Source organism: Luteimonas kalidii (genome assembly GCF_029887935.1).
Taxonomy (GTDB): Bacteria; Pseudomonadota; Gammaproteobacteria; order Xanthomonadales; family Xanthomonadaceae; genus Luteimonas; species Luteimonas kalidii.
This window is the reverse complement of sequence record NZ_JARXRO010000009.1, coordinates 191914-213974: the sequence shown is the minus strand read 5'-3', so window position 1 is coordinate 213974 and position 22061 is coordinate 191914. Positions and strand designations below refer to the sequence as shown.

General features: G+C 71.0%; 25 protein-coding genes and 1 pseudogene. 9 read left to right on the top strand and 17 right to left on the bottom strand.

Going from position 1 to position 22061, the window contains the following annotated elements:
* Positions 1-56: 56 nt before the first annotated feature.
* Positions 57-941 carry a LysR family transcriptional regulator gene (locus QFW81_RS02585; protein WP_280576997.1) on the bottom strand — a complete coding sequence of 295 codons (885 nt, stop codon included), beginning with the start codon at positions 939-941 and terminating at the stop codon, positions 57-59.
* 260 nt (positions 942-1201) lie between these two features.
* Between QFW81_RS02585 and QFW81_RS02580 the strand changes: the two genes are divergently transcribed.
* The 6 genes from QFW81_RS02580 (at position 1202) to QFW81_RS02555 (ending at position 5265) form a co-directional block, all read left to right on the top strand.
* The gene (locus QFW81_RS02580) at positions 1202-1951 is read left to right on the top strand and encodes an SDR family oxidoreductase (RefSeq protein ID WP_280576996.1); all 750 of its coding nucleotides are present in this window, start codon (positions 1202-1204) and stop codon (positions 1949-1951) included.
* A gap of 16 nt (positions 1952-1967) precedes the next feature.
* Positions 1968-2867: an SDR family oxidoreductase gene (locus QFW81_RS02575; protein WP_280576995.1), complete on the top strand. Its 900-nt coding sequence runs from the start codon at positions 1968-1970 to the stop codon at positions 2865-2867.
* 90 nt (positions 2868-2957) lie between these two features.
* The gene (locus QFW81_RS02570) at positions 2958-3458 is read left to right on the top strand and encodes a DUF1097 domain-containing protein (RefSeq protein WP_280576994.1); all 501 of its coding nucleotides are present in this window, start codon (positions 2958-2960) and stop codon (positions 3456-3458) included.
* Positions 3459-3676: 218 nt separating this feature from the next.
* Positions 3677-3820 carry a hypothetical protein gene (locus QFW81_RS02565; RefSeq protein ID WP_280576993.1) on the top strand — a complete coding sequence of 48 codons (144 nt, stop codon included), beginning with the start codon at positions 3677-3679 and terminating at the stop codon, positions 3818-3820.
* A gap of 74 nt (positions 3821-3894) precedes the next feature.
* The gene (locus tag QFW81_RS02560) at positions 3895-4239 is read left to right on the top strand and encodes a hypothetical protein (RefSeq protein ID WP_280576992.1); all 345 of its coding nucleotides are present in this window, start codon (positions 3895-3897) and stop codon (positions 4237-4239) included.
* A 270-nt stretch (positions 4240-4509) separates the two neighbouring features.
* Positions 4510-5265 carry an SDR family NAD(P)-dependent oxidoreductase gene (locus QFW81_RS02555; protein WP_280576991.1) on the top strand — a complete coding sequence of 252 codons (756 nt, stop codon included), beginning with the start codon at positions 4510-4512 and terminating at the stop codon, positions 5263-5265.
* Positions 5266-5609: 344 nt separating this feature from the next.
* Here QFW81_RS02555 and QFW81_RS02550 read toward each other — a convergent pair whose 3' ends face one another.
* From QFW81_RS02550 to QFW81_RS02510, 9 genes and pseudogenes are all read right to left on the bottom strand, one after another.
* Positions 5610-5882: an antitoxin Xre/MbcA/ParS toxin-binding domain-containing protein gene (locus tag QFW81_RS02550; RefSeq protein ID WP_280576990.1), complete on the bottom strand. Its 273-nt coding sequence runs from the start codon at positions 5880-5882 to the stop codon at positions 5610-5612.
* Positions 5882-7261 (bottom strand): sensor histidine kinase, encoded by a 1380-nt coding sequence (locus tag QFW81_RS02545; protein WP_280576989.1) that lies wholly within the window; start codon positions 7259-7261, stop codon positions 5882-5884. Before QFW81_RS02545 ends, QFW81_RS02550 begins: the two co-directional genes overlap by 1 nt.
* Complete coding sequence (locus QFW81_RS02540; protein ID WP_280576988.1) at positions 7224-7910, bottom strand: response regulator transcription factor; 687 nt, start codon at positions 7908-7910, stop codon at positions 7224-7226. Before QFW81_RS02540 ends, QFW81_RS02545 begins: the two co-directional genes overlap by 38 nt.
* 12 nt (positions 7911-7922) lie before the next feature.
* On the bottom strand, positions 7923-8723 hold the full coding sequence (locus QFW81_RS02535; protein WP_280576987.1) for a MipA/OmpV family protein: 801 nt from the start codon (positions 8721-8723) through the stop codon (positions 7923-7925).
* Positions 8724-8769: 46 nt separating this feature from the next.
* Positions 8770-9147, bottom strand: a complete 378-nt coding sequence (locus QFW81_RS02530) for a hypothetical protein (protein ID WP_280576986.1) — start codon at positions 9145-9147, stop codon at positions 8770-8772.
* A gap of 69 nt (positions 9148-9216) precedes the next feature.
* Positions 9217-9618, bottom strand: a complete 402-nt coding sequence (locus QFW81_RS02525) for an Atu4866 domain-containing protein (protein ID WP_280576985.1) — start codon at positions 9616-9618, stop codon at positions 9217-9219.
* 113 nt (positions 9619-9731) lie between these two features.
* On the bottom strand, positions 9732-10607 hold the full coding sequence (locus tag QFW81_RS02520) for an SDR family NAD(P)-dependent oxidoreductase (protein WP_280576984.1): 876 nt from the start codon (positions 10605-10607) through the stop codon (positions 9732-9734).
* A gap of 299 nt (positions 10608-10906) precedes the next feature.
* Positions 10907-12148, bottom strand: a complete 1242-nt coding sequence (locus QFW81_RS02515; RefSeq protein ID WP_280576983.1) for a Gfo/Idh/MocA family protein — start codon at positions 12146-12148, stop codon at positions 10907-10909.
* 85 nt (positions 12149-12233) lie between these two features.
* Positions 12234-13241, bottom strand: a pseudogene (locus tag QFW81_RS02510) (aldo/keto reductase).
* A gap of 172 nt (positions 13242-13413) precedes the next feature.
* Between QFW81_RS02510 and QFW81_RS02505 the strand changes: the two are divergent.
* Both QFW81_RS02505 and QFW81_RS02500 read left to right on the top strand, forming a co-directional pair.
* Positions 13414-14334 carry a LysR family transcriptional regulator gene (locus tag QFW81_RS02505; protein WP_280576982.1) on the top strand — a complete coding sequence of 307 codons (921 nt, stop codon included), beginning with the start codon at positions 13414-13416 and terminating at the stop codon, positions 14332-14334.
* Positions 14335-14590: 256 nt separating this feature from the next.
* The gene (locus QFW81_RS02500) at positions 14591-15139 is read left to right on the top strand and encodes a hypothetical protein (RefSeq protein ID WP_280576981.1); all 549 of its coding nucleotides are present in this window, start codon (positions 14591-14593) and stop codon (positions 15137-15139) included.
* 76 nt (positions 15140-15215) lie between these two features.
* Here the strand turns inward: QFW81_RS02500 and QFW81_RS02495 are convergent, their stop codons facing one another.
* The 7 genes from QFW81_RS02495 to QFW81_RS02470 all read right to left on the bottom strand — a co-directional run bounded on the left by QFW81_RS02495 (position 15216) and on the right by QFW81_RS02470 (position 20784).
* Positions 15216-16070: a type II toxin-antitoxin system RelE/ParE family toxin gene (locus QFW81_RS02495; protein WP_280576980.1), complete on the bottom strand. Its 855-nt coding sequence runs from the start codon at positions 16068-16070 to the stop codon at positions 15216-15218.
* A 201-nt stretch (positions 16071-16271) separates the two neighbouring features.
* Positions 16272-17471, bottom strand: coding sequence for a vWA domain-containing protein (locus QFW81_RS02490; protein WP_280576979.1), 1200 nt, complete (start codon positions 17469-17471; stop codon positions 16272-16274).
* A 202-nt stretch (positions 17472-17673) separates the two neighbouring features.
* Positions 17674-18360, bottom strand: a complete 687-nt coding sequence (locus QFW81_RS02485; RefSeq protein WP_280576978.1) for a DUF1349 domain-containing protein — start codon at positions 18358-18360, stop codon at positions 17674-17676.
* A gap of 104 nt (positions 18361-18464) precedes the next feature.
* Positions 18465-18551, bottom strand: a complete 87-nt coding sequence (locus QFW81_RS17755) for a small membrane protein YohP (RefSeq protein ID WP_486624484.1) — start codon at positions 18549-18551, stop codon at positions 18465-18467.
* A 456-nt stretch (positions 18552-19007) separates the two neighbouring features.
* Positions 19008-19535 (bottom strand): fasciclin domain-containing protein, encoded by a 528-nt coding sequence (locus QFW81_RS02480; RefSeq protein ID WP_425603954.1) that lies wholly within the window; start codon positions 19533-19535, stop codon positions 19008-19010.
* A 428-nt stretch (positions 19536-19963) separates the two neighbouring features.
* Positions 19964-20191: a DUF378 domain-containing protein gene (locus QFW81_RS02475; protein WP_280576976.1), complete on the bottom strand. Its 228-nt coding sequence runs from the start codon at positions 20189-20191 to the stop codon at positions 19964-19966.
* Positions 20192-20244: 53 nt separating this feature from the next.
* Positions 20245-20784 (bottom strand): fasciclin domain-containing protein, encoded by a 540-nt coding sequence (locus tag QFW81_RS02470; protein WP_280576975.1) that lies wholly within the window; start codon positions 20782-20784, stop codon positions 20245-20247.
* A gap of 97 nt (positions 20785-20881) precedes the next feature.
* Here QFW81_RS02470 and QFW81_RS02465 point away from each other — a divergent pair, with 97 nt between their 5' ends.
* Positions 20882-21799: a MerR family transcriptional regulator gene (locus QFW81_RS02465; RefSeq protein ID WP_280576974.1), complete on the top strand. Its 918-nt coding sequence runs from the start codon at positions 20882-20884 to the stop codon at positions 21797-21799.
* Positions 21800-22061 lie beyond the last annotated feature (262 nt).

The window sequence follows — 22061 nt, the reverse complement described above, 5'->3', positions numbered from 1 at the left end:
TACACCGTCTCCCGCCGCGACCGTCACACGATTTCCTGCCGCGGGCTTCGACCGCCTCAGGCCAACTCGCGCGCCGCCCAGTCGATGAACGCGCGCAGCCGCGGCGAGGGCAGGCGTGTGCGGGTATAGACGATGTTGACCGGGCTGGGCTTGGGCGGACAGGCCTCCAGCAACGCGACCAGCTGGCCCGAGGCGAAGTACGTATCGAGGTGGTAGCGCGGCGCCTGGATGAGGCCGAACCCGGCGAACGCTGCGCCCACGTACGAATCCGCGCCGCTCACCCGCACCCGCGTGGGCAGTGCGACTTCGCGCACGCGTCCTTCATGCTGGAATTCCAGTGGCAACAGGCCGCCGGTGGAGGTGGACTGGAAGCCCACCATCAGGTGTCCCGCCTGCAGCGCGTCGATGCTGTCGGGCGTGCCGTGGCGCGCGCAATAGTCCGGGGATGCGGCGGTCGCTTCCGCGAGTGCGGTGAGCCGTCGCGCGGCGAGGTCGCTGTCGCGCAGTTCGCCTACACGGATCGCGCAGTCCACGCCTTCGCGCACCAGGTCGACGTAGCGGTCGCCCTCGCTCACGTCCAGTTCGATCTCCGGGAAGCGCGACAGGAAGTCGGGCAGCCGCGGGAACAGGAAGTGGCGCGCCAGCGTGCCGTGCACCTCGATGCGCAGCGGGCCGCCGGGCGGCGAGTCGCGGAAGGCGCCTTCCGCATCCTCCACGTCGGCGATCAGTCGCAGGCAGCGGCCGTAGAACGCCTCGCCCTCGAGCGTGGGCGTGACCTGGCGCGTGGTCCGCTGCAGCAGGCGCACGCCCACGCGCGCCTCCAGCGCCTTGATCGCATCGGTGACCGTGGTCCGCGGCAGCCCGAGGTCGTCCGCCGCGCGGGTGAAGCTGCGGCGCTCCACGATCCGCGCGAACACGCGCATGGCGTCGATGCGATCCATTGTCCGGTAATCCGAATAGTGTTGCCGGAATATAGGGGATTATCCGGTTACCGTGAATGACTAGGGTGATCGCACCCCACCCGCACCTCCGTAAGCACGCTGTAAGTCGGCCCTGCCGACGATTGCGATCACCGCCGCCGGCAGCCTCCCCCGCACAGCTGCCTCCCGCTCGCTCGCAAGACAGCCGCCCGGAGCCGAACGTCCCGTTCTCGCCGGGGCCGGTCCGGCGGCTTGAGCCCTCCTCCCCCAAGGACCCCCCCATGGACAACACCTCCAAGCCTCCCCGCCCGGTCGCACTCGTCACCGGCAGCTCGCGCGGCATCGGCGCCGCGATCGCGCAGCGCCTGGCCGCCGATGGCCACGCCGTGGTCGTGAACTACGCCGGTCGCCGGGACGATGCCGAACGCGTCGTCGAGCGCATCGCCGACGCCGGTGGCGATGCCATCGCCCTGCAGGCCGACGTAGCCGATCCCGGCGCCGTGCGGCGCCTGTTCGACGCCACCGAGGCGCGCTTCGGCGGCATCGACGTGCTGGTCAACAACGCCGGCGTGATGCGCCTCGCGCCCATCGCCGACACCGACGACGACAGCTTCGACCGCATGGTCGCGATCAACCTCAAGGGCAGCTTCAACGCCCTGCGCGAGGCGATGAAGCGCCTCCGCGACGGCGGCCGCATCGTCAACCTCTCCACCAGCGTGATCGGCGTGAAGCTCGAGACCTACGGCGCCTACGCCGCGACCAAGGCCGCGGTGGAAACGCTCACCGCGATCGCGTCGAAGGAACTGCGCGGCCGTTCGATCACGGTCAACGCGGTCGCGCCGGGCCCGACCGGCACCGACCTGTTCCTCGACGGCAAGTCGCCCGAGCTGATCGAGCGCATGGCGAAGATGAACCCGCTCGAGCGCCTCGGCACGCCCGACGACATCGCGTCCGTCGTGTCCTTCCTCGCCAGCGCGCAGGGCAGCTGGATCAACGGCCAGGTCGTGCGCGCCAACGGCGGCATGGTCTGACAGGGGAGACAATGACATGAGCAGGATCATCCTGGTCACCGGCGCCTCGTCCGGATTCGGCGCCCTCACCGCGCGCCGCCTGGCCGCCGCGGGCCACACCGTCTACGCGAGCATGCGCGAGATCGACGGTCGCAATGCGCCGCAGGCCGCCGCGGCCGCGCGCCATGCGCAGGAACTGCGCGTCGACCTGCGCACGGTCGAACTCGACGTGCTGTCGCAGGACTCCGCGGACGCCGCCGTGCAGCGCATCCTCGACGAGGCCGGGCGCCTCGACGTGCTGGTGCACAACGCCGGGCACATGGTGTTCGGCCCCACCGAGGCGTTCACGCCGGAACAGTTCGTCGAACTCTACGAAGTCAACGTGGTCGGCACCCAGCGGGTCAACCGCGCGGCCCTGCCGCACCTGCGCGCGCAGCGCAACGGCCTGCTGGTGTGGGTGGGATCGAGCAGCACGCGCGGCGGCACGCCGCCGTACCTCGCGCCGTACTTCGCCGCCAAGGCGGCGATGGATTCGGTGGCCGTGTCGTATTCGACCGAGCTCTCGCGCTGGGGCATCGAGACCAGCATCGTGCTGCCGGGTGCGTATACACAGGGCACCAACCACTTCGCGCACGCGGGCACGCCCGCCGATGCAGACCGTGCCCGCGAGTACGACGAAGGACCGTACGCGGGACTGCCCAACCAGATCCTCGAGCGGCTGAAGGCGCTGGAGCCGGCCGATGCCGATGTCGCCGACGTCGCCGATGCGATCGCCCGCGTGGTCGACCTGCCGCATGGCAGGCGCCCGTTCCGCGTGCACGTCGATCCGAGCGAGGACGGCGCCGAAGCGGTCAACGCCGTGGGCGACCGCGTGCGTCGCGAGATGTACCGCAACCTCGGGCTGGAAAGCCTGCTCCGGCCCGCCGACCCCGCGTGACCGCCGCGAAGCGCGCGGCATGCCAGTCGATCGCCAGCCGCTTCGATCGCGTCGCGAACCCCTTGCTTCCCCCCAGCCAGGACAACACCCATGAGCCCTCCCCAAGCCTCCCACCGCGTGTTCTTCCTCACCACCCTCATCGCCGCCGCCGTCGCGTCGGTGGCCGCCGCGCTGAGCCTCTTGATCGGATTGCCGGTCTGGGCGATGTTCGTCGGCTGGATCGCGTTCTACACCCGCGGCCTCAGTACCCGCAGCACGTTCGAGAACCTGGGCTGCGTGGGCCTGGGCCTGGCGATTGGCCTGCTGGCCTCGCTCGCCGTGCCGCGCGTGGCGGCGATGACCGGGCCCGCCATCGCGCTGCCGCTGGTGGTGTTCGTGGTCGCGTTCCAGGTGGTGAGCCTGCGTGGCCTGCCGGCGATGAACAACCTGCTGGCCTACTTCCTCGGCCTGGTGACGTGGTTCGCCGCGCACCTCGAGCCGACCATCGCGAGCTTCGGGCATCTGTTCGCCGCGACCGCGATCGGATCGGCCGCCGGATGGATCGCGCATCGCCTGCCGGCGCTCACCGCGCAGACCGCGAAGCCGGCCTGAGGACGGCCGGCTGCACCCCACCACCACGGCTTGCGCGCGCTATGGGCAAGGGGCATCCGGGGCGCAACGCAGTCACGTGTTGCGCCGAGTCCCCGGATGCGGCCGATGGCCTTAACCGGGCTACGTCCGCTACACCCGCCACGCGGGCAGGGCGCTGTGTTGCGCGATCGCCTCGGCGGACACGCCGCCCCGCACCGGCACCAGAGGAGAAGACATCCATGCGCACCCTCCCAGCCGCACCAACCCTCGCCGTCGGACTGTTGTTCGCCGCCGCACTGTCCAGCCTTCCCGCCGCCGCACACACCTCCACCCGGCGCGTGCCGCGCGAGGAGATCGACGCCATCGTCACCTCGCGCGATTGAGTCGCCGGGCCGTCGTGCGGACCCGTCGCACCGGCTCGCCCCACCCGTTTCAGATCACAACCGGAGAACACGAAATGCGACACCATGCCTTGCCGAAACACCGTCTTTCCGCGATTTCGCCAGGATTTCTCGCCTTGCTGTGCATCGGCCTTGCAGGCTGCGTTTCCCCCGCCGAGCGACGGCAGGTAAACCTGCAGCAGGATGCGGGCACCTGCTCGGATTTCGGCGCGGAATACGGCTCGCCTGCCTACAGCGAGTGCATGCTTACGCAGCAGCGCCGACGGGACGTGCAGCAACGCGAGTCCCTCGAGCAGACCCGGCTGACGACCGAGATCGCCCGCGACGCCCAGATCATGGCCGATCGTGCGCGCAAGCAGCGCTGCGATCGCGATCCGGACCGGCGCGAGTGCAAGCGATGAACGCCCTGTGCGGTCGCGTCGACGCCGGCACGTCGCACCGTTTCGGACCCTGCAATCCTCGCCAACGCGTCCCGCGCTGGAAACAGGGGCCACGGTAACGGCCAACGGCACAGCCAACCCCTGATTCCGGGCTGGCATGGACAAGCCCTGGAGGCCGACCGGTTCGTCCCTTGCACCATCGTTCCAGCGTTGCCGCGCACTTTCGCACCTGCTCGCCGAACGACTGCGGCGCTTTCCCCCTTGTTCCATCCAACCTCCCTGGAGACCCCCATGACCACCATCACCCTGATCACCGGCGGCAGCCGCGGCCTCGGCCGCAGCACCGCGCTGGCCGTCGCCCGCAACGGCGGCGATGTCGTCGTCACCTATCGCAGCCAGGCCGAGGAGGCCGCGGCCGTGGTGGCCGAGATCGAAGCGCTGGGCCGTCGCGCCGTCGCGCTGCCGCTCGACACCGGCGAGGTCGCCACGTTCGAAGCCTTCGCAGGCAAGCTAGACGACGCGCTGCGCGACACCTGGCAACGCGACCGTTTCGACCACCTGGTCAACAACGCCGGCCATGGCCACATGGCGCCGTTCGACGAGACCACGGAAGAACAGTTCGACCGCCTGATCGACGTGCACGTCAAGGGCGTGTTCTTCCTGACCCAGGCGCTGCTGCCGCGGCTGGCCGACGACGGCCGCATCGTCAACCTGTCCAGCGGGCTGACCCGCTTCGCCTATCCCGGCTACGCGGCGTACGCGACGGCCAAGGGTGCGGTCGAGGTGTTCACGCGCTACCTGGCCAAGGAGCTCGGCGCGCGCGGCATCGCGGTGAACACCGTCGCGCCGGGCGCGATCGCGACCGATTTCGGCGGCGGCGTGGTGCGCGACAATGCCGAGGTCAACGCGCAGATCGCCGACGCCACCGCGCTGGGCCGCGCGGGCGTGCCCGACGACATCGGCCCGATGATCGCGTCGCTGCTGGGCGAGTCGAACCGCTGGGTCAACGCGCAGCGGATCGAAGTGTCGGGCGGACAGGGAATCTGAGGCTCGCGGGTGGTGCGCATCCCCGGGTCGCCGGTTGCGGCGGCGGGGATGCGCGCTCGCGACGCGTAGCCCGGATAAGGCCGAAGGCCGCATCCGGGATCACGGGGGCGGGGTCGATGCGAGGTCGCGGTTCCCCGGGTGCGCTTCGCTTACCCGGGCTACGGGTGGATCGGGCATCGCTTCATGGCGTAGCCCGGATAAGGCCGAAGGCCGCATCCGGGATCACGGGGCGGGGTGGATGCGAGGTGGCGGTTCCCCGGGTGCGCTGCGCTTACCCGGGCTACGGGTGGATCGGGCATCGCTTCATGGCGTAGACCGGATAAGGCCGAAGGCCGCATCCGGGATCACGGGGGCGGGGTGGATGCGAGGTGGCGATGCCCCGGGTGCGCTTCGCTTACCCGGGCTACGGGTGGATCGGGCATCGCTTCATGGCGCAGGACGTCGATCAGGAAGTCGAGTACCCGCGCGCCGCTTCCCGTCCCGACCAGGTCGGCCGCCGTCCTGCCGTCGAGCGCCGCGAGGGGGTCTTCGCGGTACCACCGACGTGCCTCGGATCGATCGGCGCACACCCGCGTCGCCGCCGACAGCACGCGGCGTTCGAACTCCTCGCGGCTCATTACGCATGCACCTGCGCTTCGGGGATCGAGACCACGAACCGGGCCCCACCACCGTCGGCGACCTCGGCCGTCACCGTCCACTGGTGCGCGAGGCAGATCTCGCTCACGATCGCCAGGCCAAGTCCGGCGCCGCTGGTGGTGGTGGAGGCCCGCCAGAAGCGTTCGAACAGATGCGCGCGATCGCCGGCCGCGATCCCCGTGCCCTGGTCGGCCACGGCAAAACCCGCAGGTGAGACCTCGAGGGTCACGCGGTTGCCCTTCGGCGTATGGCCGATCGCGTTCTCGAGCAGGTTCTTGAGCAGCACGAAGACCGCGCCGGCATCCGCATCCACCCGGGCTTCGCGCCCGTGGCGCTCGATCTGCAGGACCACGCCGCCCTTCTCCGCCACGCGCTTCATGTAGTCGCCCGCCTCCTGCGCGAGCGACCACAGCGACAGGCGCGCGAACCGGTAGTTGCGGTCCTCGCTGACCTCGGCCAGGTGCAGCAGCTGGTGGACCTGCCGGCCCATCAGCTCGGTGTCGTGCAGCATGGCGGCGCGGTCCATGCCCTCGCCCAGCTCGATCTCCGCGCGCAACAGGGTCAGCGGCGTCTTCAGCTCGTGCGCGGCGGTCGCCAGGAAATCCTGCTGCACGCGCAGGCCGTGTTCGAGCCTCTGCAACGCGAGGTTCAGCGCATCGATCAGCGGAATCATCTCCGACGGCATGCCCTCGGTGCGCAGCCGCGCCGACACCGTGCGCGGATTGATCCGCGCGGCCAGTTCCGAGGCCTGCTGCAGCGGCCCAACGGCGCGGCGGATCGTGAGGTAGATGACGATCGTGAAGACGCCCAGCGCGCCGAGCGCGGCCACGATCGCCGAATCGCGATAGAGGCTGCGCGCATGTTCGGCCAGGCGCTGTTCCATGCGGTGGCTGCGCGCGACCTGGATGACGTAGCCGCCGTCGTCGCCGGACACACGCCGCTCGGCCACCTGCAGCACCACCGGCGGGCCATCGCCCTGCAGTTCCACCCGGTCGCCGCCGGGCGGCATCCGTTCGAGCGCCTCGAGCGCGGGTCCCGGCGGGCTGTCGACGACGACCCGGCCGGTCGCATCCAGCACGCGGAAGGCGGTGTCGCGCCGCAGCGCGTCGTAGTCGCCGGCGAACCAGGTCCCGCCGATCTGCTGCGGGTCGAACTGGCCGGCGAGGATTTCCCGCTCGATGACCGTCAGGTCGTCGCGGTTTTCCTTGTGCACCTCGTAGTCGGTGCCGCGCAGATGCTCGAACGCGGCGAAGATCGCCATCGCCACAACACCCGCGGCGAGCATGCCGAGCAGCGCGGACAGCAGCAGCCGTCCGACCAGGCTAGGAGGCCGCATCGCGACGTCCCAGCGCGTAGCCATGCCCGCGGGTGTTGACCATTACCATGTCGGAGCCGATCGCGGCCAGTTTCCGCCGCAGGCGGTGCATGGCGACATCGAGCGCGTTGGGCGTCACCGCTTCACTGAGCCCCCAGGCCGCCTGCTCGAGGCTGCTGCGTCGCACGGTGCGTCCCTCGGCCTGCATCAGGCACACCACGATCTGCAGTTCCGCGGGCGACAGCGTCACCACTTCGTCGCCGCAGCACAGGCATCCGGCCTGTGGCACCACGCGCAGGTCCCCGAGGACGATCTCGCTGGGCTGCAGCGATGGCGCGCGGCGGAGCAGCGCGCGCACCCGCGCCACCAGCTCTTCCATCGCGAACGGCTTGGGCAGGTAGTCGTCGGCCCCGGCCTCGAGGCCATCGACGCGATCGCGCAGCGCATCGCGCGCGGTCAGCACCAGGCACGGGATCGCCCGCCCTGCCGCCCGCAGCCGCCGCACGAGGTCGAGGCCGTCGCCACCGGGCAGGCCGCGGTCGACGATCAACGCGCCGTAGTCGTGTTCGTTGAGCGGCCGCCATGCCGATTCCGCGGTCCCGAACACGTCGGACGGGATGCCTGCCGACAGCAGCCCGCGCGCGATCAGGCCGGCGATGCGTGCGTGGTCCTCGACGATGGCGACTCGATTCATCGCATTATCCGCTCAGAAACCGCGCGCCACGGCGATGAAGGCATGCGCCACCCCGCTCGTATCGCGTTCCAGCAAGGGGCTGTCGGTGAGTTCGTCCGGCAGGTGCTGGTACTGCAAACGGCCGATCATCCGCCACTTGCCGACCAGCGGACGCTGGAACACGACGCTCGCAGCCGGCACGAGGGCGGAGTCGGCCTGGTAGGCAGCGCCGCTGAAGGTTTCGGTCGACCGCACGCCGTAGTAGTAATCGGCCAGGTCCTCCGAGAGCCATCTCACGCCGATGCCGGGAATGATCGTCGTCCTGCCGATGCTCAGGCGATGAGTGTAGTCCAGGGCCAGTTCGTACCCGTCGCTGGTCCCGGTGACGTCGGCGACCGCACGCAGCGCCAGCGTGTTGCGTCCGAAGCGCCAGCCTGCGGCGAGTCCGGCATCCGCGCCGTCGTCGCGATCGACCAGTCGATCGATGTCCACGCCGTTGGCTGCCAGCTCGGCGCGGCCCAGGTCGTCCCGGTCCACGCCGTCGAGGCGCCCGGACACGATGGCGTCGAGCGCGAAGCGATCGGTCCTCAGCAGGTTGACGCCCAGCGTGTCGGCGCGCCAGAAGAACCGCTCGCCTTCATAGGTCACGTAGGGCAGCGGCCGCGTCCGCGTGCCTTCGCCGGCGTAGGGGCTGTCCACCACCGAGACGCCCAGCCCCAGGATCCATCGATCGTCTTCGCTGGTTTCGGCGATGGCGGGCCTTGCGCCGGTGGGCGTCTGCGCGCACACCGCGGCGGGCAGGAGCAGGGCGAGCGACAGTACTGTTCGGAACATGGGCGGGAACCTGTGGGGGAGGGCCCACCATGCTCGCCGCCGCGACTTACGCGGGACTTACGGGACCCCGCGGCCAGCCCTGCATGCCCTGCCCGAGCAGCCACGGACCGCCCGAGATCGCGACCGCGTTGGCGCTGAAATCGAACCAGCCCGACGTCGCCAGCCCTGCCACCACCAGGATGGCGACCACCGCGAATCCGATGCCCGCCTGCACCACGACGCCGAGCGGCAGCCAAGCGGGCCTGCCGAGCCGCCACAGCACCTGTGCGCGCACGATCGGGTGCCGCCGGATGTACACCAGCGCGAGCACGGTCGGCGACCACATCACGCAGAGGAACCCCGCCATCGCCGCAGGGTTGTCGGATCCGAACACCGCGATCGCGGCGATCTGCAGCGCCCGGCTCACGCCCAGCGCCAGCAGCACGTATGCACGATCGCGCGAGGCTTCATGAGCGTGGCGCTCGCGAAGCCGGTTTCGCGCCGGCCTCGCCGGTCATGCGGATTCTCCGCGCGGCGGTGGGTCGTCAGCGCCCGCGGCATGCCCGGCGGCGCGACGCAGCACCATGCCGCCATGGTGGAGGCTGTCGTCGATGAGCTCGCCGAAGGCGAAGAACCCGCTGTCGTCGAGGTATTCGATGCGCGCGCCGCGCAGTGCGTAGCGGCCGCGATACACGCCCGTCCGACTGCCGCGCGCCTCCTCGTAGCGGCCATCGGCGCACAGCACGAGGCGGACGAAACCGTCGTCGTTGGTCCAGGTGCCGACCACGCTGCCGGCGGCGATGGCGTCGTCGGCAGCGGTCGGCCCGGTGGAGGATCGCCGGTCCGGCAGGTGACCGCTTGCGTGGTGGTCCGTCGGCCTGCCGGCGGCGCTGGTGATCGGCGTGCTGCGCATCATGTCGGTGACTCGTGGGGGATGGCGGGTCGGTCGCTGCAGTCTTGGCGTCGCAGCCTTACGGGCCTCTTACGGATCGACGGCCATCTCCGGCACGCAGCCATGGCACTGCGCCCTCAGGCGTTGAAGCCGGCATCCACCGTGACCACCGATCCGGTCATGAACTGCGCGGCGGGACTGGCGAGGAAGGTCACCGCGGCGGCGATGTCGGCGGGCTGGCCGTAGCGGCCGAGCGCGGTCAGTCGGGTGTTGGGTTCCGCCCACTCGCCATCCGCCGGATTCTGGTCGGTATCGATCGGACCGGGCTGGATCAGGTTGACGGTGATGTCCTGCGGACCCAGTTCGCGCGCCAACCCGCGGTTGAAGGCCAGCAGTGCCGACTTCGACATCGAATAGATCGTCAGGCCCGGGTACGGCACGCGTTCGCCCAGGCACGAGCCGATGGTGATGATGCGGCCGCCCCGCGGCAGGTGCGGGATCGCGGCCTGCGCCGCCAGCACCGCCGCGCGCGCGTTGACGTCGAGCACGTCCTGGATCACGGACAGCTCCATCTCGACCAGTGGACCCGAGCGCGAGATGCCGACGTTGTTGACCAGGATGTCGAGGCCGCCGAGTCCCGCCACCGTGTCCGCGACCGAGCGCCGGATCGCGGCAGGGTCGCCGCTGTCGGCCTGGATCGACAGCGCGCGCCTGCCAGCCTGTTCGATCCCGCGCACCACGTCCGCGGCCCTGTCGGCCGATCGCAGCCAGGTGATGGCGACATCGGCGCCGCGAGCCGCGAGCGCCAGCGCGATGCCGGCGCCGATGCCGCGCGAGGCACCCGTCACCAGGGCGCGCTTGCCGAGCAGGTCGCGCGCGGCATCGGCGGGCCCGGTCGATCGGCTCGTCGATGGCGTCGCGGCCAGCGCCGGCACGGCCATGGCGGCCATGCCGGTGACCGCGCCCAGCATCACATTGCGTCGGCTGAGTCCTTGCAGGGAATCGGTGTGCATGTCGTTCTCCTTGGTGGGTGGCCGTCAAGGGCCGGTGTGGCAGGCGGACCTGCTGTTCGGTTTCGGGTTGGCCTACGTTGCGCGGACGCTGGATCGCGAGTCGGGGGGTGCGTCCGGACGCTGCGTCGAGGCATGGGTCGTGCAGCGCGTGTACAAGACCGGGACTGTCGAAGACGCCAGTGGATGTCGCGCGGGACGTGCTCGGACCTCGCCACCGGCGACGATGGCGTTTCGTGGTTCCTGCATGCCTGCGTGCGTCCGTCCGCCTCCGGCGAGCATCCACTCTCGTCGAGCAAGGCTTACGGGCGACTTTCCGCGCCCCTGGCCTCCGAGGCTCCTGCGGCGCCGGTCGAATGTCCCCGTTTCCCGGTTGCATGTCGTTCTCCGCTGATCGTGATCGTCGGTGCCCCGGTTGGCAGGTGAGCCCGTTCGGATCCGGGTGCGCCGAAGTCGCGCTGTCGCTGGCCGGAGTCGGCGGCGCGCTCGACCGCGGCGACCAGGCGGTGGTTGTGCAGCGCGTGGGCGAAGCCGGGCGTGTCGAAGCTGCCGGCGCGCAGGTCGCGCGCCAGGCTGGCGTAGACCTCGCCGACGTTGATGGCGGCGCCGTTCCAGAACGCCGCGGCGGTGGGGCCGACGCCTGAGGCGACCGGTGCGTCCGGCGCGGCGAAGTCCACGCCCGCCGACAACGACAGGTCGCCCACCTGCACGCCAGCGAGGTGGCTGCCGGTCAGCTTCAGCACCCCCTTCGAGCCGCGCACCTCCATCACGAAATGCGGATCGGACTCGACGCCGGCGAGCACCTGCACCGACATCGACGCACCCAGCGCAGTCCGTGCGACCAGGTCGACGTGGTCGGCGATCTCGCGCACCGAGGTGCCGCCGGTATCGACCAGTGCTACCTCCGGCCACAGCCGTTCGGTCCGCGCATCGAGCTCGGTGATGTCGCCGAGCACCGCCTCGACCACGTCCAGCACGTGGGCGGTGGTGATGGTCAGGAAGCTGGCGCCGGAGGCGGCCTTGTTGAAGTAGTCGTAGGCGGCGGGCGAGGTCGGCCCGTAGCCGAAGGTGGTCGCGCGCACGTTGGCCGACATCACCCTGCCGAGCCTGCCCGACGCGACGAGCTCTGCGGCGCGGCGCACCGACGGATTCATGCGTCCCTGCAAACCGATCGCGGTATGCAGGCCTCGCGCGGCCGACGCCATTTCGGCGGTCTGCTCCAGCGTGGCGCCGAGCGGCGATTCGCTGTACACGGCCTTGCCGGCGCGCAGCGCGGCGAGCACCAGTTCGCGATGCGCGGGGACTTTCACCGCGACGGTGACGATGTCGATGCCGTCGTCTTCGATGAGTCGATAGGGATCGGCGTACCAGCGCGAAGCGCCGAACGCTTCGGCCGCGGCGCTGGCGCTTTGCGCGCTTCGCGTGGCGACCGCGGCGAGGGCGAGCCCCGGTTGCGTCCGGATCGCGGGGACGTGGGACGCCCCGGCCCAGCTTGCCCTGGTATCGGCGCCGATGATGCCGACGCGTAGTGGTTGGGTGGACACGTGGATTGCTCCGGTTCGGTGGGGGGGAGGGATGGCGCGGAGCCGGGCGACGGAAACGCCCTCGACATCGCTGCTGCGATTCGTTTCAGGCGCGGCGGCCGTCCGACTGCGCCAGCAGCCAGCCCGGGTACTCGGCGGGCAACCGGCTGGCGGCATCGAGTTGCCCGAGTTCGTCGTCGTCCAGCCGCAGCTGCGTGGCGCGCACGTTGTCGGTCAGCTGTTCGACGCGCTTGGCGCCGAGCAGCACCGTGGTCACCACCGGCTGGTGCAGCAGCCAGGCGATGGCGACCTGGCCCGGCGTGGCCTCGTGGCGCTGCGCCACGGTGCGCAGCACGTCGATCAGGGGTTCGCCGCGCACGCGATCGATGGGCGGGAAATCGAGCTCCTCGAGCCTGCCGCCGGCGGCGTCGCCGCCGGAATATTTTCCGGTCAGGTAGCCACCGGCCAGCGGGCTCCAGACCATCAGCCCGACGCGCTCGGATGCCAGCATCGGCACCAGCTCGCGTTCCGCGTCGCGGCCGACCAGCGAGTAGTACGCCTGCAGCGAGACGATCGGCGCCAGGTTTCGGGCGCGACCGATCCCGAGCGCCTTCATCACCTGCTAGGCGGCCCAGTTCGACAGGCCGAGGTAACGCACGTCGCCGGCGCGCACCAGCGCGTCGAGCGCGTCGAGGGTCTCCTCGATCGGCGTGGCCGGGTCGAAGGCGTGGACCTGGTACAGGTCGATGTGCTGCAGGCCGAGCCGTTGCAGGCTGGCATGGCACTGCGCCAGCACGTGGCGCCGCGAACCGCCGCGCCGGTTCGGCCCTTCGCCCATCGCCGCGGCGACCTTGGTGGCGACCACCACGTCGTCCCGCGGCACCCCGAGGTTGTGCAGCGCGCGGCCGAGCATGGTCTCGCTGCGGCCGTCGGCATACACGTTCGCGGTGTCGAAGAAGTTGATGCCCGCATCCAGCGCCGAGCGCACCAGGGCGTCGGCCTCGTCCTGTCCGAGCTGGCCGACCTGGCCCCAGATCCCGTCGCTGCCGCCGAAGGTCATCGCGCCGAAACAGAGTTCGGAGACGAACAGTCCGCTGTTGCCCAGGGGGTGCATGCGCTTGGCGTTTCTCCAGGAAGCCTTTGTGGATGTCGCGACGTGCGGTTGGCGCCGGGAATCCCGGCAGCGCCTGCCGCCATCACCACGCCATCCACGCTACGCCGCAGATTGAGCTGGAGTAAGGCCTTAATCGGCACATGAGTGATAAGCGGAGGTTTACAATCTGGCGATGGATCCCGCCCTGCTGCCGTCGCTCGCCTGGTTCGCGCATGTCGCCCGCCATGGCAGCTTCACCCGCGCCGCGGAGGAGATGGGCGTGTCGCGCGCAGCGTTGTCGCAGAGCCTCAAGTCGCTGGAACGCCAGCTGGGCGTGCGCCTGCTGTACCGCACGACCCGGCACATGTCGCTGACCGAAGCGGGGCAGGCGCTGTTCGACACGCTGCGGCCGTCGCTGGCGGGCATCGAGCAGGCGGTGCAGGCGCTGGGAGAAGCGCAGGATGTGCCGTCTGGCCTCGTCCGCGTGAATACCTCGCGCCTGGCCGCGCGGGCGCTGATCGAGCCGCACCTGGCCGAGTTCCGCGACCGCCATCCGAAGGTCGCGCTGGAACTGGTGATGTCCGATTCGCTGTCGAACATCATCGCCGAGGGCTGCGATGCCGGCATCCGCCTCGGGCAGAGCCTCGCCGAACACATGGTGGCGGTGCCGATCAGTCCGGCATTGTCGATGGCGGTGGTCGGTGCGCCCGCGTATCTCGCGCGCCACGGCGTGCCGAAGGCGCCCGCGGACCTCGCCGCGCACGACTGCATCAACTACCGGTTCGCCGGCACCGGCGCGCTGCACGACTGGGAGTTCACCGCGCCGGGCCGCAAGGGCGGGCACTTCACCCAGGCGGTGACCGGGCGACTGGTCACCAACGACGACCAGTGCATGGTCCGCGCGGCGGCGCAGGGGCTCGGGCTGATGCAGATCGTCGATGTCGCGGTGCAGGCGGAGCTGGCCGACGGTCGCCTGGTCCGCGTGCTGCGCGACTGGACGCATCCGCTGTCGGCGTTCTACCTCTACGCGCCCTCGCGCGAGCAGATGCCGCGCAAGGTGCGCGCGCTGATCGACTTCCTGGTGGAGAGACGCGAGGCGATCTCACTCGTCTAGCGCGCATGCGACCGGTCGTCCTGGCGATGGCGCATCGCGTTCACGTTGTTCAGCCGGCCCGCAGGCCCGGCGCAATGCGGCATGCAGTGCGGACTGCGTGGCTTGGTAAGGGCGCGTGAGGCGGATGCAGGCGCTTGCGCACACGGCGCGAAGCCCGGCTGTGGTGTTCTCGGATCGCACCGCGCCATCCCGGCCGGTGGCCGACCGCCCATCCATCGCCTCCGGGTCATCCGCTGCGCCCGGGAGGGAGACTTGAATGAAGACCATCCACACCCTGGCCTCGACCACGCTCGCCGCCGCCATGGCGGCCGGCGCCGCGTTCGCGCAGCAGCCCACCACCACGCCGCCGACGGGACGGCCCGAGACGCAGCCGAACCCGGCCCTGACCCAGCCCACGCGACCGCTGACGCAGCCCGCGCGCCCGGTGGATCCGCCCACCCGCCCCGTGGTGCAGCCGACGCGCCCGGTGGATCGGCCCACGCGCCCGCTCGACCAGCCCGCGCGGCCGCTGTTGCAGCCCGCCCAGCCGCAGGTGCAGCCCAGCCGAGCCCCGGAGCAGCGTGGCCAGCCGCCCGGCATGGCCGTGCGCGACTACGGCAACGACCGGATGCCGGACTATGCGGAACTCAACGCGCGTGGCGACGGCAGCGTGACCCGCAACGACCTGTCGGCGCATTCGCAGCTGCTGGAACGCTTCGACGACATCGACACCGCTCCCGACGGCACGATCACCCGCGCCGAATACGAAGCCTGGAAGGCGAAGACGAGGAGCCGCGACATGGCGCGTCCGCAGGACCAGGACTGATCCTGCACCCGCGTCATCCCGTCCGCGAGGACGAGACGCGCGCGGGAGGACCGACACGCGCGGGACCGGCGGACACTCAGCGGTAGGCGCCCGGCCCGCGCCAGACGACCTCGCCCTGGCGGTACACCTGCTGCACGCTGATCACCTCGCGTGCGTCGCCGATCGCGTCGAGTTCGGGCGAATCGGGCGGCAGCTGGCGACAAGGTCCCGACTCGCGCTTGAGCGCGGTTTCCAGCGGACAGACCATCAGGTTGCGGGTGCCCGGTAGCGGGATGAACAGCTCGGTCATGCCCTGCGCCTGCCATTCGCGCAGGCGGCGCTCGCTGCGGGTGTCGTACACCACCTGGTAGCCGGCGACCTCCAGGCTCGGCTCGGATGTGGACGCGGTGCCCCGGCTGCGGCCGCTGTCGATCGCGGACGTACGCGCGGGGCCGGCATTGACCGGCGCGGATTCCTGCACCGCCATGCCGGGCGGCTGGCCCCAGGTGTGGCCACGACGCCGGCTGGCGGGCGGCGGCGCGGCTGCGGGGCTCGGTGCGCTCTGCCGCGGCGCGGTACGCGGAATACGCGGCGGCACGCGCGCGTCGGATGCGCTGTCCGCGGTGGGCGGCACCGGGTCCTCGGCGATCGGTACCGGCGTGGTCTGCACGCGCGAGGCCGCGGGCGCCGCCTCGGACGGCGCGCTCGAAGGCGGCGTGTCGCTGGGCGCGGGACTGGGGACGGGCGTGCCGTCGCCGATGTACTCGACCTGCACCGGACTGCCGCCGGCCGGATCGCCTTCGGGCGAGGTCATGGTGATCGGCGGCGCCAGCAGCGCGACCAGCACGCACAGCACGTGCAGCAGGGCGCTGCCCAGCGCGGCGAGCCAGGGCTGCAGGCGTTCGATCCGGCGATCGGCGTCGGCCCCGGTGCGGGGCGGCGCCGGACTCATGCCGCCGGAGGGCCGGCGGGCGGGCGGGACGTCATGGGAACGGAGTGGACGGCGTGGGGTGCCGCATCGTAACGCGTCGCGGCGCGCCGGCGTGGCGGCCGAGGATGCACGGGCGTTTCGATGCGGGCCGTCGGCGGCTGTATCGCAGCGGCGACGGGCCGGCCGGTCCCGGCAGCGTGGACCGCAGCGGGGTGCCCGACGCTAGCGGGGCCGTTCGGCCTCCGCGTCGCGGCGCGCGTCGTCGCGGTCGCGGCGTGCGTCGTCGACGGTCCGGTCGCGCGCCTGGCGTCCGCGGGCGAAGGCGGCGTCGCGTTCCGCGCGGGCCGGCTCGACGATGCGTGCGCGCCGTGCACGCGCCTGGTCGATGGCGTACCGGCGCTGTCCGGGCGTGGCGCGTCCGGCATTGGCGTCGTCCGAGGCCGCGGCGACGATCGCGTTGAACTCGCGCGAGGCCTTGTCCACCAGGCAGTTGAAGCGTGCCGAATGCGTGTCGACGGTGCGGTTGAACGCGTTCGACGCCGTGCCGATGCGGCAGTTGAAGCGCGCGTTCAACGCAGCCAGGCGCTGCTGGAACACGCGCAGCAGGGCGTCGCGGTCGCGCGCGGCCAGGTACTCGCCACCGCCGGCGCTCGCCACCTCGCGCAGCTGCCGTTCGGCGGCGGCATCGACGTCGAAGCCGATCACGTTCACCACCACGCCGATGTCCGACGTGCGCAGCGCGCGCGCCGCGGCGGCCGGGTCGCCGTCACAGGTCTCGATGCCGTCGGACACGAGATAGACCACGTTGCCCTCCGCAGTCGCACCACCCTGACCGAAATCACGCGCGGCGGCCTGCAGCGAGCCGGCGATCGGCGTGAACCCGCTCGGCCGGAACGCGCGCACGGCGGCTTCGAACGCGGCGGGATCGCGTGGTGCGAACGGCAGCACCAGATCGCTGGCGCGGCAGGATCCGGGCTTGTCCTGCTCGCGGTTGCCGCCGCGGTGCCCGTACACGCGCAGCGCCACCTGCACGTCGCCTTCCAGCCGCGACGCGAAGGCGAGCAGGGCGTCCTGCGCGATCGCCAGCTTGGGCCGGCCGTCGAGCCGCCCGGCCATCGAACCCGAGGCATCGAGCATCAGCAGGATGCGCCGCGGCGCGGGGGCGGCGCCGGGCAGGTCGACATCCGGGCAGGCCCCCGCCTGCGGCGAATCGGCCTGCGGACACAGGCCGATGTCCTCGCCATGCTCGGCCACCAGCGCCGCGTAGTAGGCCTGCAGCGATCCATCGCGCGCGCCCACGGTCGCGCGTGCGCGGCTCGCCGCCGCATCGGTGTCGCCGCCTGCGACGTCCGGCTCCCGCGTGCACGCGACGGTCGCCAGCACCAGCAGCAAGGCAGTCGCGATGCGGACAGGCAGGGCCATGGCGGGATGCGTCCTCATGGGCATCCCGCAGTCTGCGGTACGGCGGGACAGGGTGGCGTCAACGCCTCCACCGCCGCGAATGCGCGGGCGACGGCCATGCATCGCGGCGCGTCGGGTCGCTCGACCGCCGGGCGGTGCGGGTCCGGTCGAGACGGCGCGCCGCACGCCGGCCAGCGTGCACCACGCGATGTTCCGCGGGCGGCTACTCGCCCAGGCGGAAGTCGGAGACCGCGCGATCGACCAGCGCGACATCCTCGAACACCGTCGCATTGCCTTCGCCCAGCGGCGACTGCGAGCTCAGCCCGAGCCACAGCCGGTCGGGATACGCGTTGCGGTACAGGCGCACGAGTTGCCACTGCCGGCGGTCGGGCGAGTAGTAGAAACCGATCGTCGTCGCGTCGGAGGAGATCTTCATGTAGACCGCGTCACCGGTCACGACGTCGTGGTTGTTGTCGTCCGAGGTGCCTTCCGTGCGCACGGTGACCATCCGGGTGAGCCGGCGTTCGTCGCGCTCGAGCGCCATCTTCAGCCACGAGGTCCCGCTGGCCCACACGTACAGCGTGCCGGCGTCGTAGGTCTCGTGCAATGTCGGCCGCACGCGCGCGGTGAAGGTGAAGGGGCGGGTGTTGTCGATCTCCGTCAGCAGCATCGGCGCGGTGAGCGTGACCTGCTGTCCGTCAGGATGCCGGAAATTGTCGCGCCGCGCCGGACTGCGCAGTTCCAGCCGGCCGGCCTCGAGCGTATGCAACTCCTGTGCACCGTTCGCCGCGCGCGTGAAGCGGAGGCCGTCCTGGTCGATATCGACGGATGCGGTGTCGACCCCGTCCGCGGCCATCGCGCTCATGGCGAGGAACACGGCGACCAGCGTGGATGCGAGGCGTGCGTGCATGGCAGTGTCCTGGCGTGGGTCGCGTCGCGCCCCCGTCCGGAGGCGCGCAGGCGCAGCCTAGCAGGCCGGCACGGGCGCCGTGGCCGGTACATCACGAGCGCGGGTCAGAAGATCAGCATCAGCAGGCCGATCACGACGGCGAGGCCGATCAGGAAGATGACGAAGGCGCTCTTGCCCAGGAACTTGATCATTGCGGACACCATATGTGGGTACGCAAACCACCATACCCGCAGCGCCGCCCACGCATCGTGAAGCAAGGCGCAGCGGCATCGCTTTCTTGCAGCGACGCGCTCGACCCGGGCAGTGCTGTAGGTCGGTTACGGGACGACGTCGCCATGATTGGAGACGTTGCGTCCTCTACCCCGGGTGCGCTTCGCTTACCCGGGCTACGTGGCGGTCGCGTGTAGCCCGGATAAGGCCGCAGGCCGCATCCGGGAAGAACGTCGCCATGATGGTGAGGGTGATGCGTGGGGTGCCCAAACCCCGGGTGCGCTTCGCTTACCCGGGCTACGCAAGGGACGAGGGACCGGCACGAGAAAGGAGGCGACCGAAGCCGCCTCCCTGGACACGCGGACCAGACGAGGAGTCCGCGTGGTACTGCCCGGCGCGGTGCCGCCTGGCACCGACAAGGACACCGCATGAACGCGTTACGGCATCAGCACCGTGTCGATCACGTGGATCACGCCATTGCTGCCGCGCAGATCCGCGGTGGTGACGGTGGAGGTGTTGCCCTTGGCGTCGGTGAGCGTGACGGTGCCGCCGTCGGCGCGGGCGGTCAGCGTGCCGCCCTGCACGGTCGTCAGCGTGGCGCTGCCGCCGCCGGCCTCGATCTGCTGCGTCAGCGCGGCGGCGTCGACGTTGCCCGACACCACGTGGTAGGTCAGCACGCCGCTGAGGTCGTCCTTCGCCGCCGGCTCGAGCAGGCCGTCGACGGTGCCCGCGGGCAGCTTGTCGAATGCGGCGTTGGTCGGCGCGAACACGGTGAACGGTCCGGCGCCCTTGAGCGTGTCGACCAGGCCGGCCGCCTGTACGGCAGTGACCAGGGTGCTGTGATCCGGTGAACCGGAGGCGAGATCGACGATGTCGCCGCTGGCCGCAGCATCCATCGCCGGCGCCTGCGCGGAATAGTCGGTCGGGGCGGTGGCCGCGTCGGTAGCGGCGGCGTCATCGGTCATTGGCGCGGTCTGGGCGTCGGCCGCAGCGGTGTCGGTGGTGGCGGTGTCGTTCTGGCAGGCGCTGAGCGCGACGGCGCCCATCAGGGCAAGGGTGAGGACGTGAAGCTTCATGGGGACGGTTCCTTCTGGACACTGGAAAGAGGGAGGCGGCGCTTGCGCGGCTACCCGTAGATGGCGCGGTGCAGGATCGTTCCAGTGCTGCCGCGACTGGTGCGACACGACACCGCGTAGTGGTGGGCCGGAACGCGGCGCGCGATCGATATCGATCGACGCGTCGCGGCGAACAAAACCGGGATCGAAGCGACATGTCCGGTGAAGGACAGGACCACTCCGACCCCGGTGCACCAACCGCGTGCGAAGGTCCCGGGCAGGGGGCCGCGCGGTACGCGGTCCGGCCCGTGAACGCAGGCGTCAGGCGCGCAGCGGAATCAACGGTGGGCCTGGGCGCGTACTTCGCCGGCGCTGCCGGCGCGCATCAGCGGCACGATCTGCCACAGGGCCGACAGGCCGACCAGCACGTACACGACGCGGGCGAGCGGCGCGTCCTGGCCGCCGAAGATCGTGGCGACGAGGTCGAACTGGAAGGCGCCGACCAGGCCCCAGTTGATGCCGCCGACGATGATGAGTGCGAGGGTGATGATGTTGAGGGCTTTCATGGAATGTCTCCTGGGTGCGGGGAGTAGGTGTGGGGTGCGCGTGTGCCGGCCGATCAGCCGTCCGGCATCAGGACCTTGTCGATCACATGGATCACGCCGTTGCTGGCGGCCACGTCCGCGGTGACGACGTTGGCGCCATCGACCGTTACGCCACTGCCGGCGGTGGCGATGTCGACGCTGCCGCCCTGCACCGTGGTCGCTTCGTCCAGCGTGACGACGGTGGACGCCGGATAGCGGCCCGGGACGACGTGGTAGGTGAGGATGGCGACCAGCTGGTCCTTGTTCTCGGGCTTGAGCAGGTTCTCCACCGTGCCCGCGGGCAGCGCCGCGAACGCCTCGTCGGTGGGCGCGAACACCGTAAACGGACCGGCGCCCTTGAGCGTGTCGACCAGGCCGGCGGCCTGGAGCGCGGCGGCGAGGGTAGTGAACTGCCCGGCGGCCACGGCGGTGTCGACGATATCGGCCTGCGCCTGGGGAGCGGCGGCCTCGGTGGCCGCCGGCTGGGCGGCAAGCGCGAGCGGCGCGGACAGGCCGAGCGCCAGCGCGGCGACCAGGCGACGCAGGCCAGGGGACGTATGGAATGACTTGGACATGGGTGACTCCGGATTTAGGGTGCGGCGCCAGTCTCTGCCGGCCCCTGTTATGCTGTCGTCCAATCAGTCCTTGTACGTAGGTTGTACATTCCCTGACATGTTCCCGGTCAAGGCCGCCGCCGAACTCAGCGGGCTCACTCCCGAAACCCTGCGCGCCTGGGAGCGCCGGCACGGCGCCGTGGTGCCGCATCGCGACGAACAGGGGCGGCGGCTGTACGACCCGGCGATGGTCGACCGCCTCACCCGCCTGCACCGGCTGACCGATCGCGGCCACCCGATCCGCGACCTCGCCGGTCTCGACGACGCGGCGCTCGATCGAATGCTCGAGGAACGCCGTCATGCCGGCTATGGCGGTGTGGACGTGCTGCCCGAGCGCATGCTCGATGCGATCGCCGACTACCGGGTGGACGTGTTCGACCGCGAGCTCTCGGTGGCGATCGCAACCCTGCCTACCTCGGTACTGGTGGCGCGGGTGGTGATGCCGCTGTTGCGCGAGGTGGGCGTGCGCTGGGCCGACGGCCGGCTGGCGATCGCGCAGGAGCGCCTGGTCAGCAGCCTGCTGCGCACGCGCCTGCTGTCGGTGCTCAACCAGCATCCGCGCGAACAGCGGCCGCGGGTGCTGTTCGCCACCCTGCCGGGCGAACCGCACGAACTGGGCCTGCTGGGCGCGGCGCTGTACGCGCACGATGCGGGGGCGCCGGTGCTGTATCTGGGCACCGAACTGCCCGCCGTGGAACTGGCGCGCGTGTCGGAGCGCCTCGGCGCTGCGGCGGTGGCGCTCAGTTCGATCGATCCGGGGCATGCGCCCGCTGCGCTGGCGCAGCTGCGCCTGCTCGACGACGCGCTCGCGTCGGGCGTCCCGGTCTGGCTGGGCGGCGCCAACGCGCGCTACCTGGCCGAAGCGCTGGCGATCGAGCGCGTCCAGGCCATCACCGATCCAGCCGCCCTGGCGCGCCTGATCCAGCGCCGCTTCGCGACCGTGCGCGCGCGCCCGACTGCCACGTTCCAGTCCTGAAGTGTCGCGAGGCGGGTGTTCCGCGTCGGCCAGCCAGCAGGCGCGACGCGAGGGCGGAATGCGTGGCGCCTTGCTCGCACATGCGCGGGCACGGCGCATCGGTCGCGTGATGGAGGCGCGTGATGCGGCGCAGCCGACCAGCGCGCGTCGACTGTCTGCATGACCCACGAGACGTCGCGCCCGGCGGCCGCATCAGCCTCGACATCCCGGATTCAAAACGTTCACGCCAACGCGGCAAAGCTGAGGCTGGATTCAGTCCCGC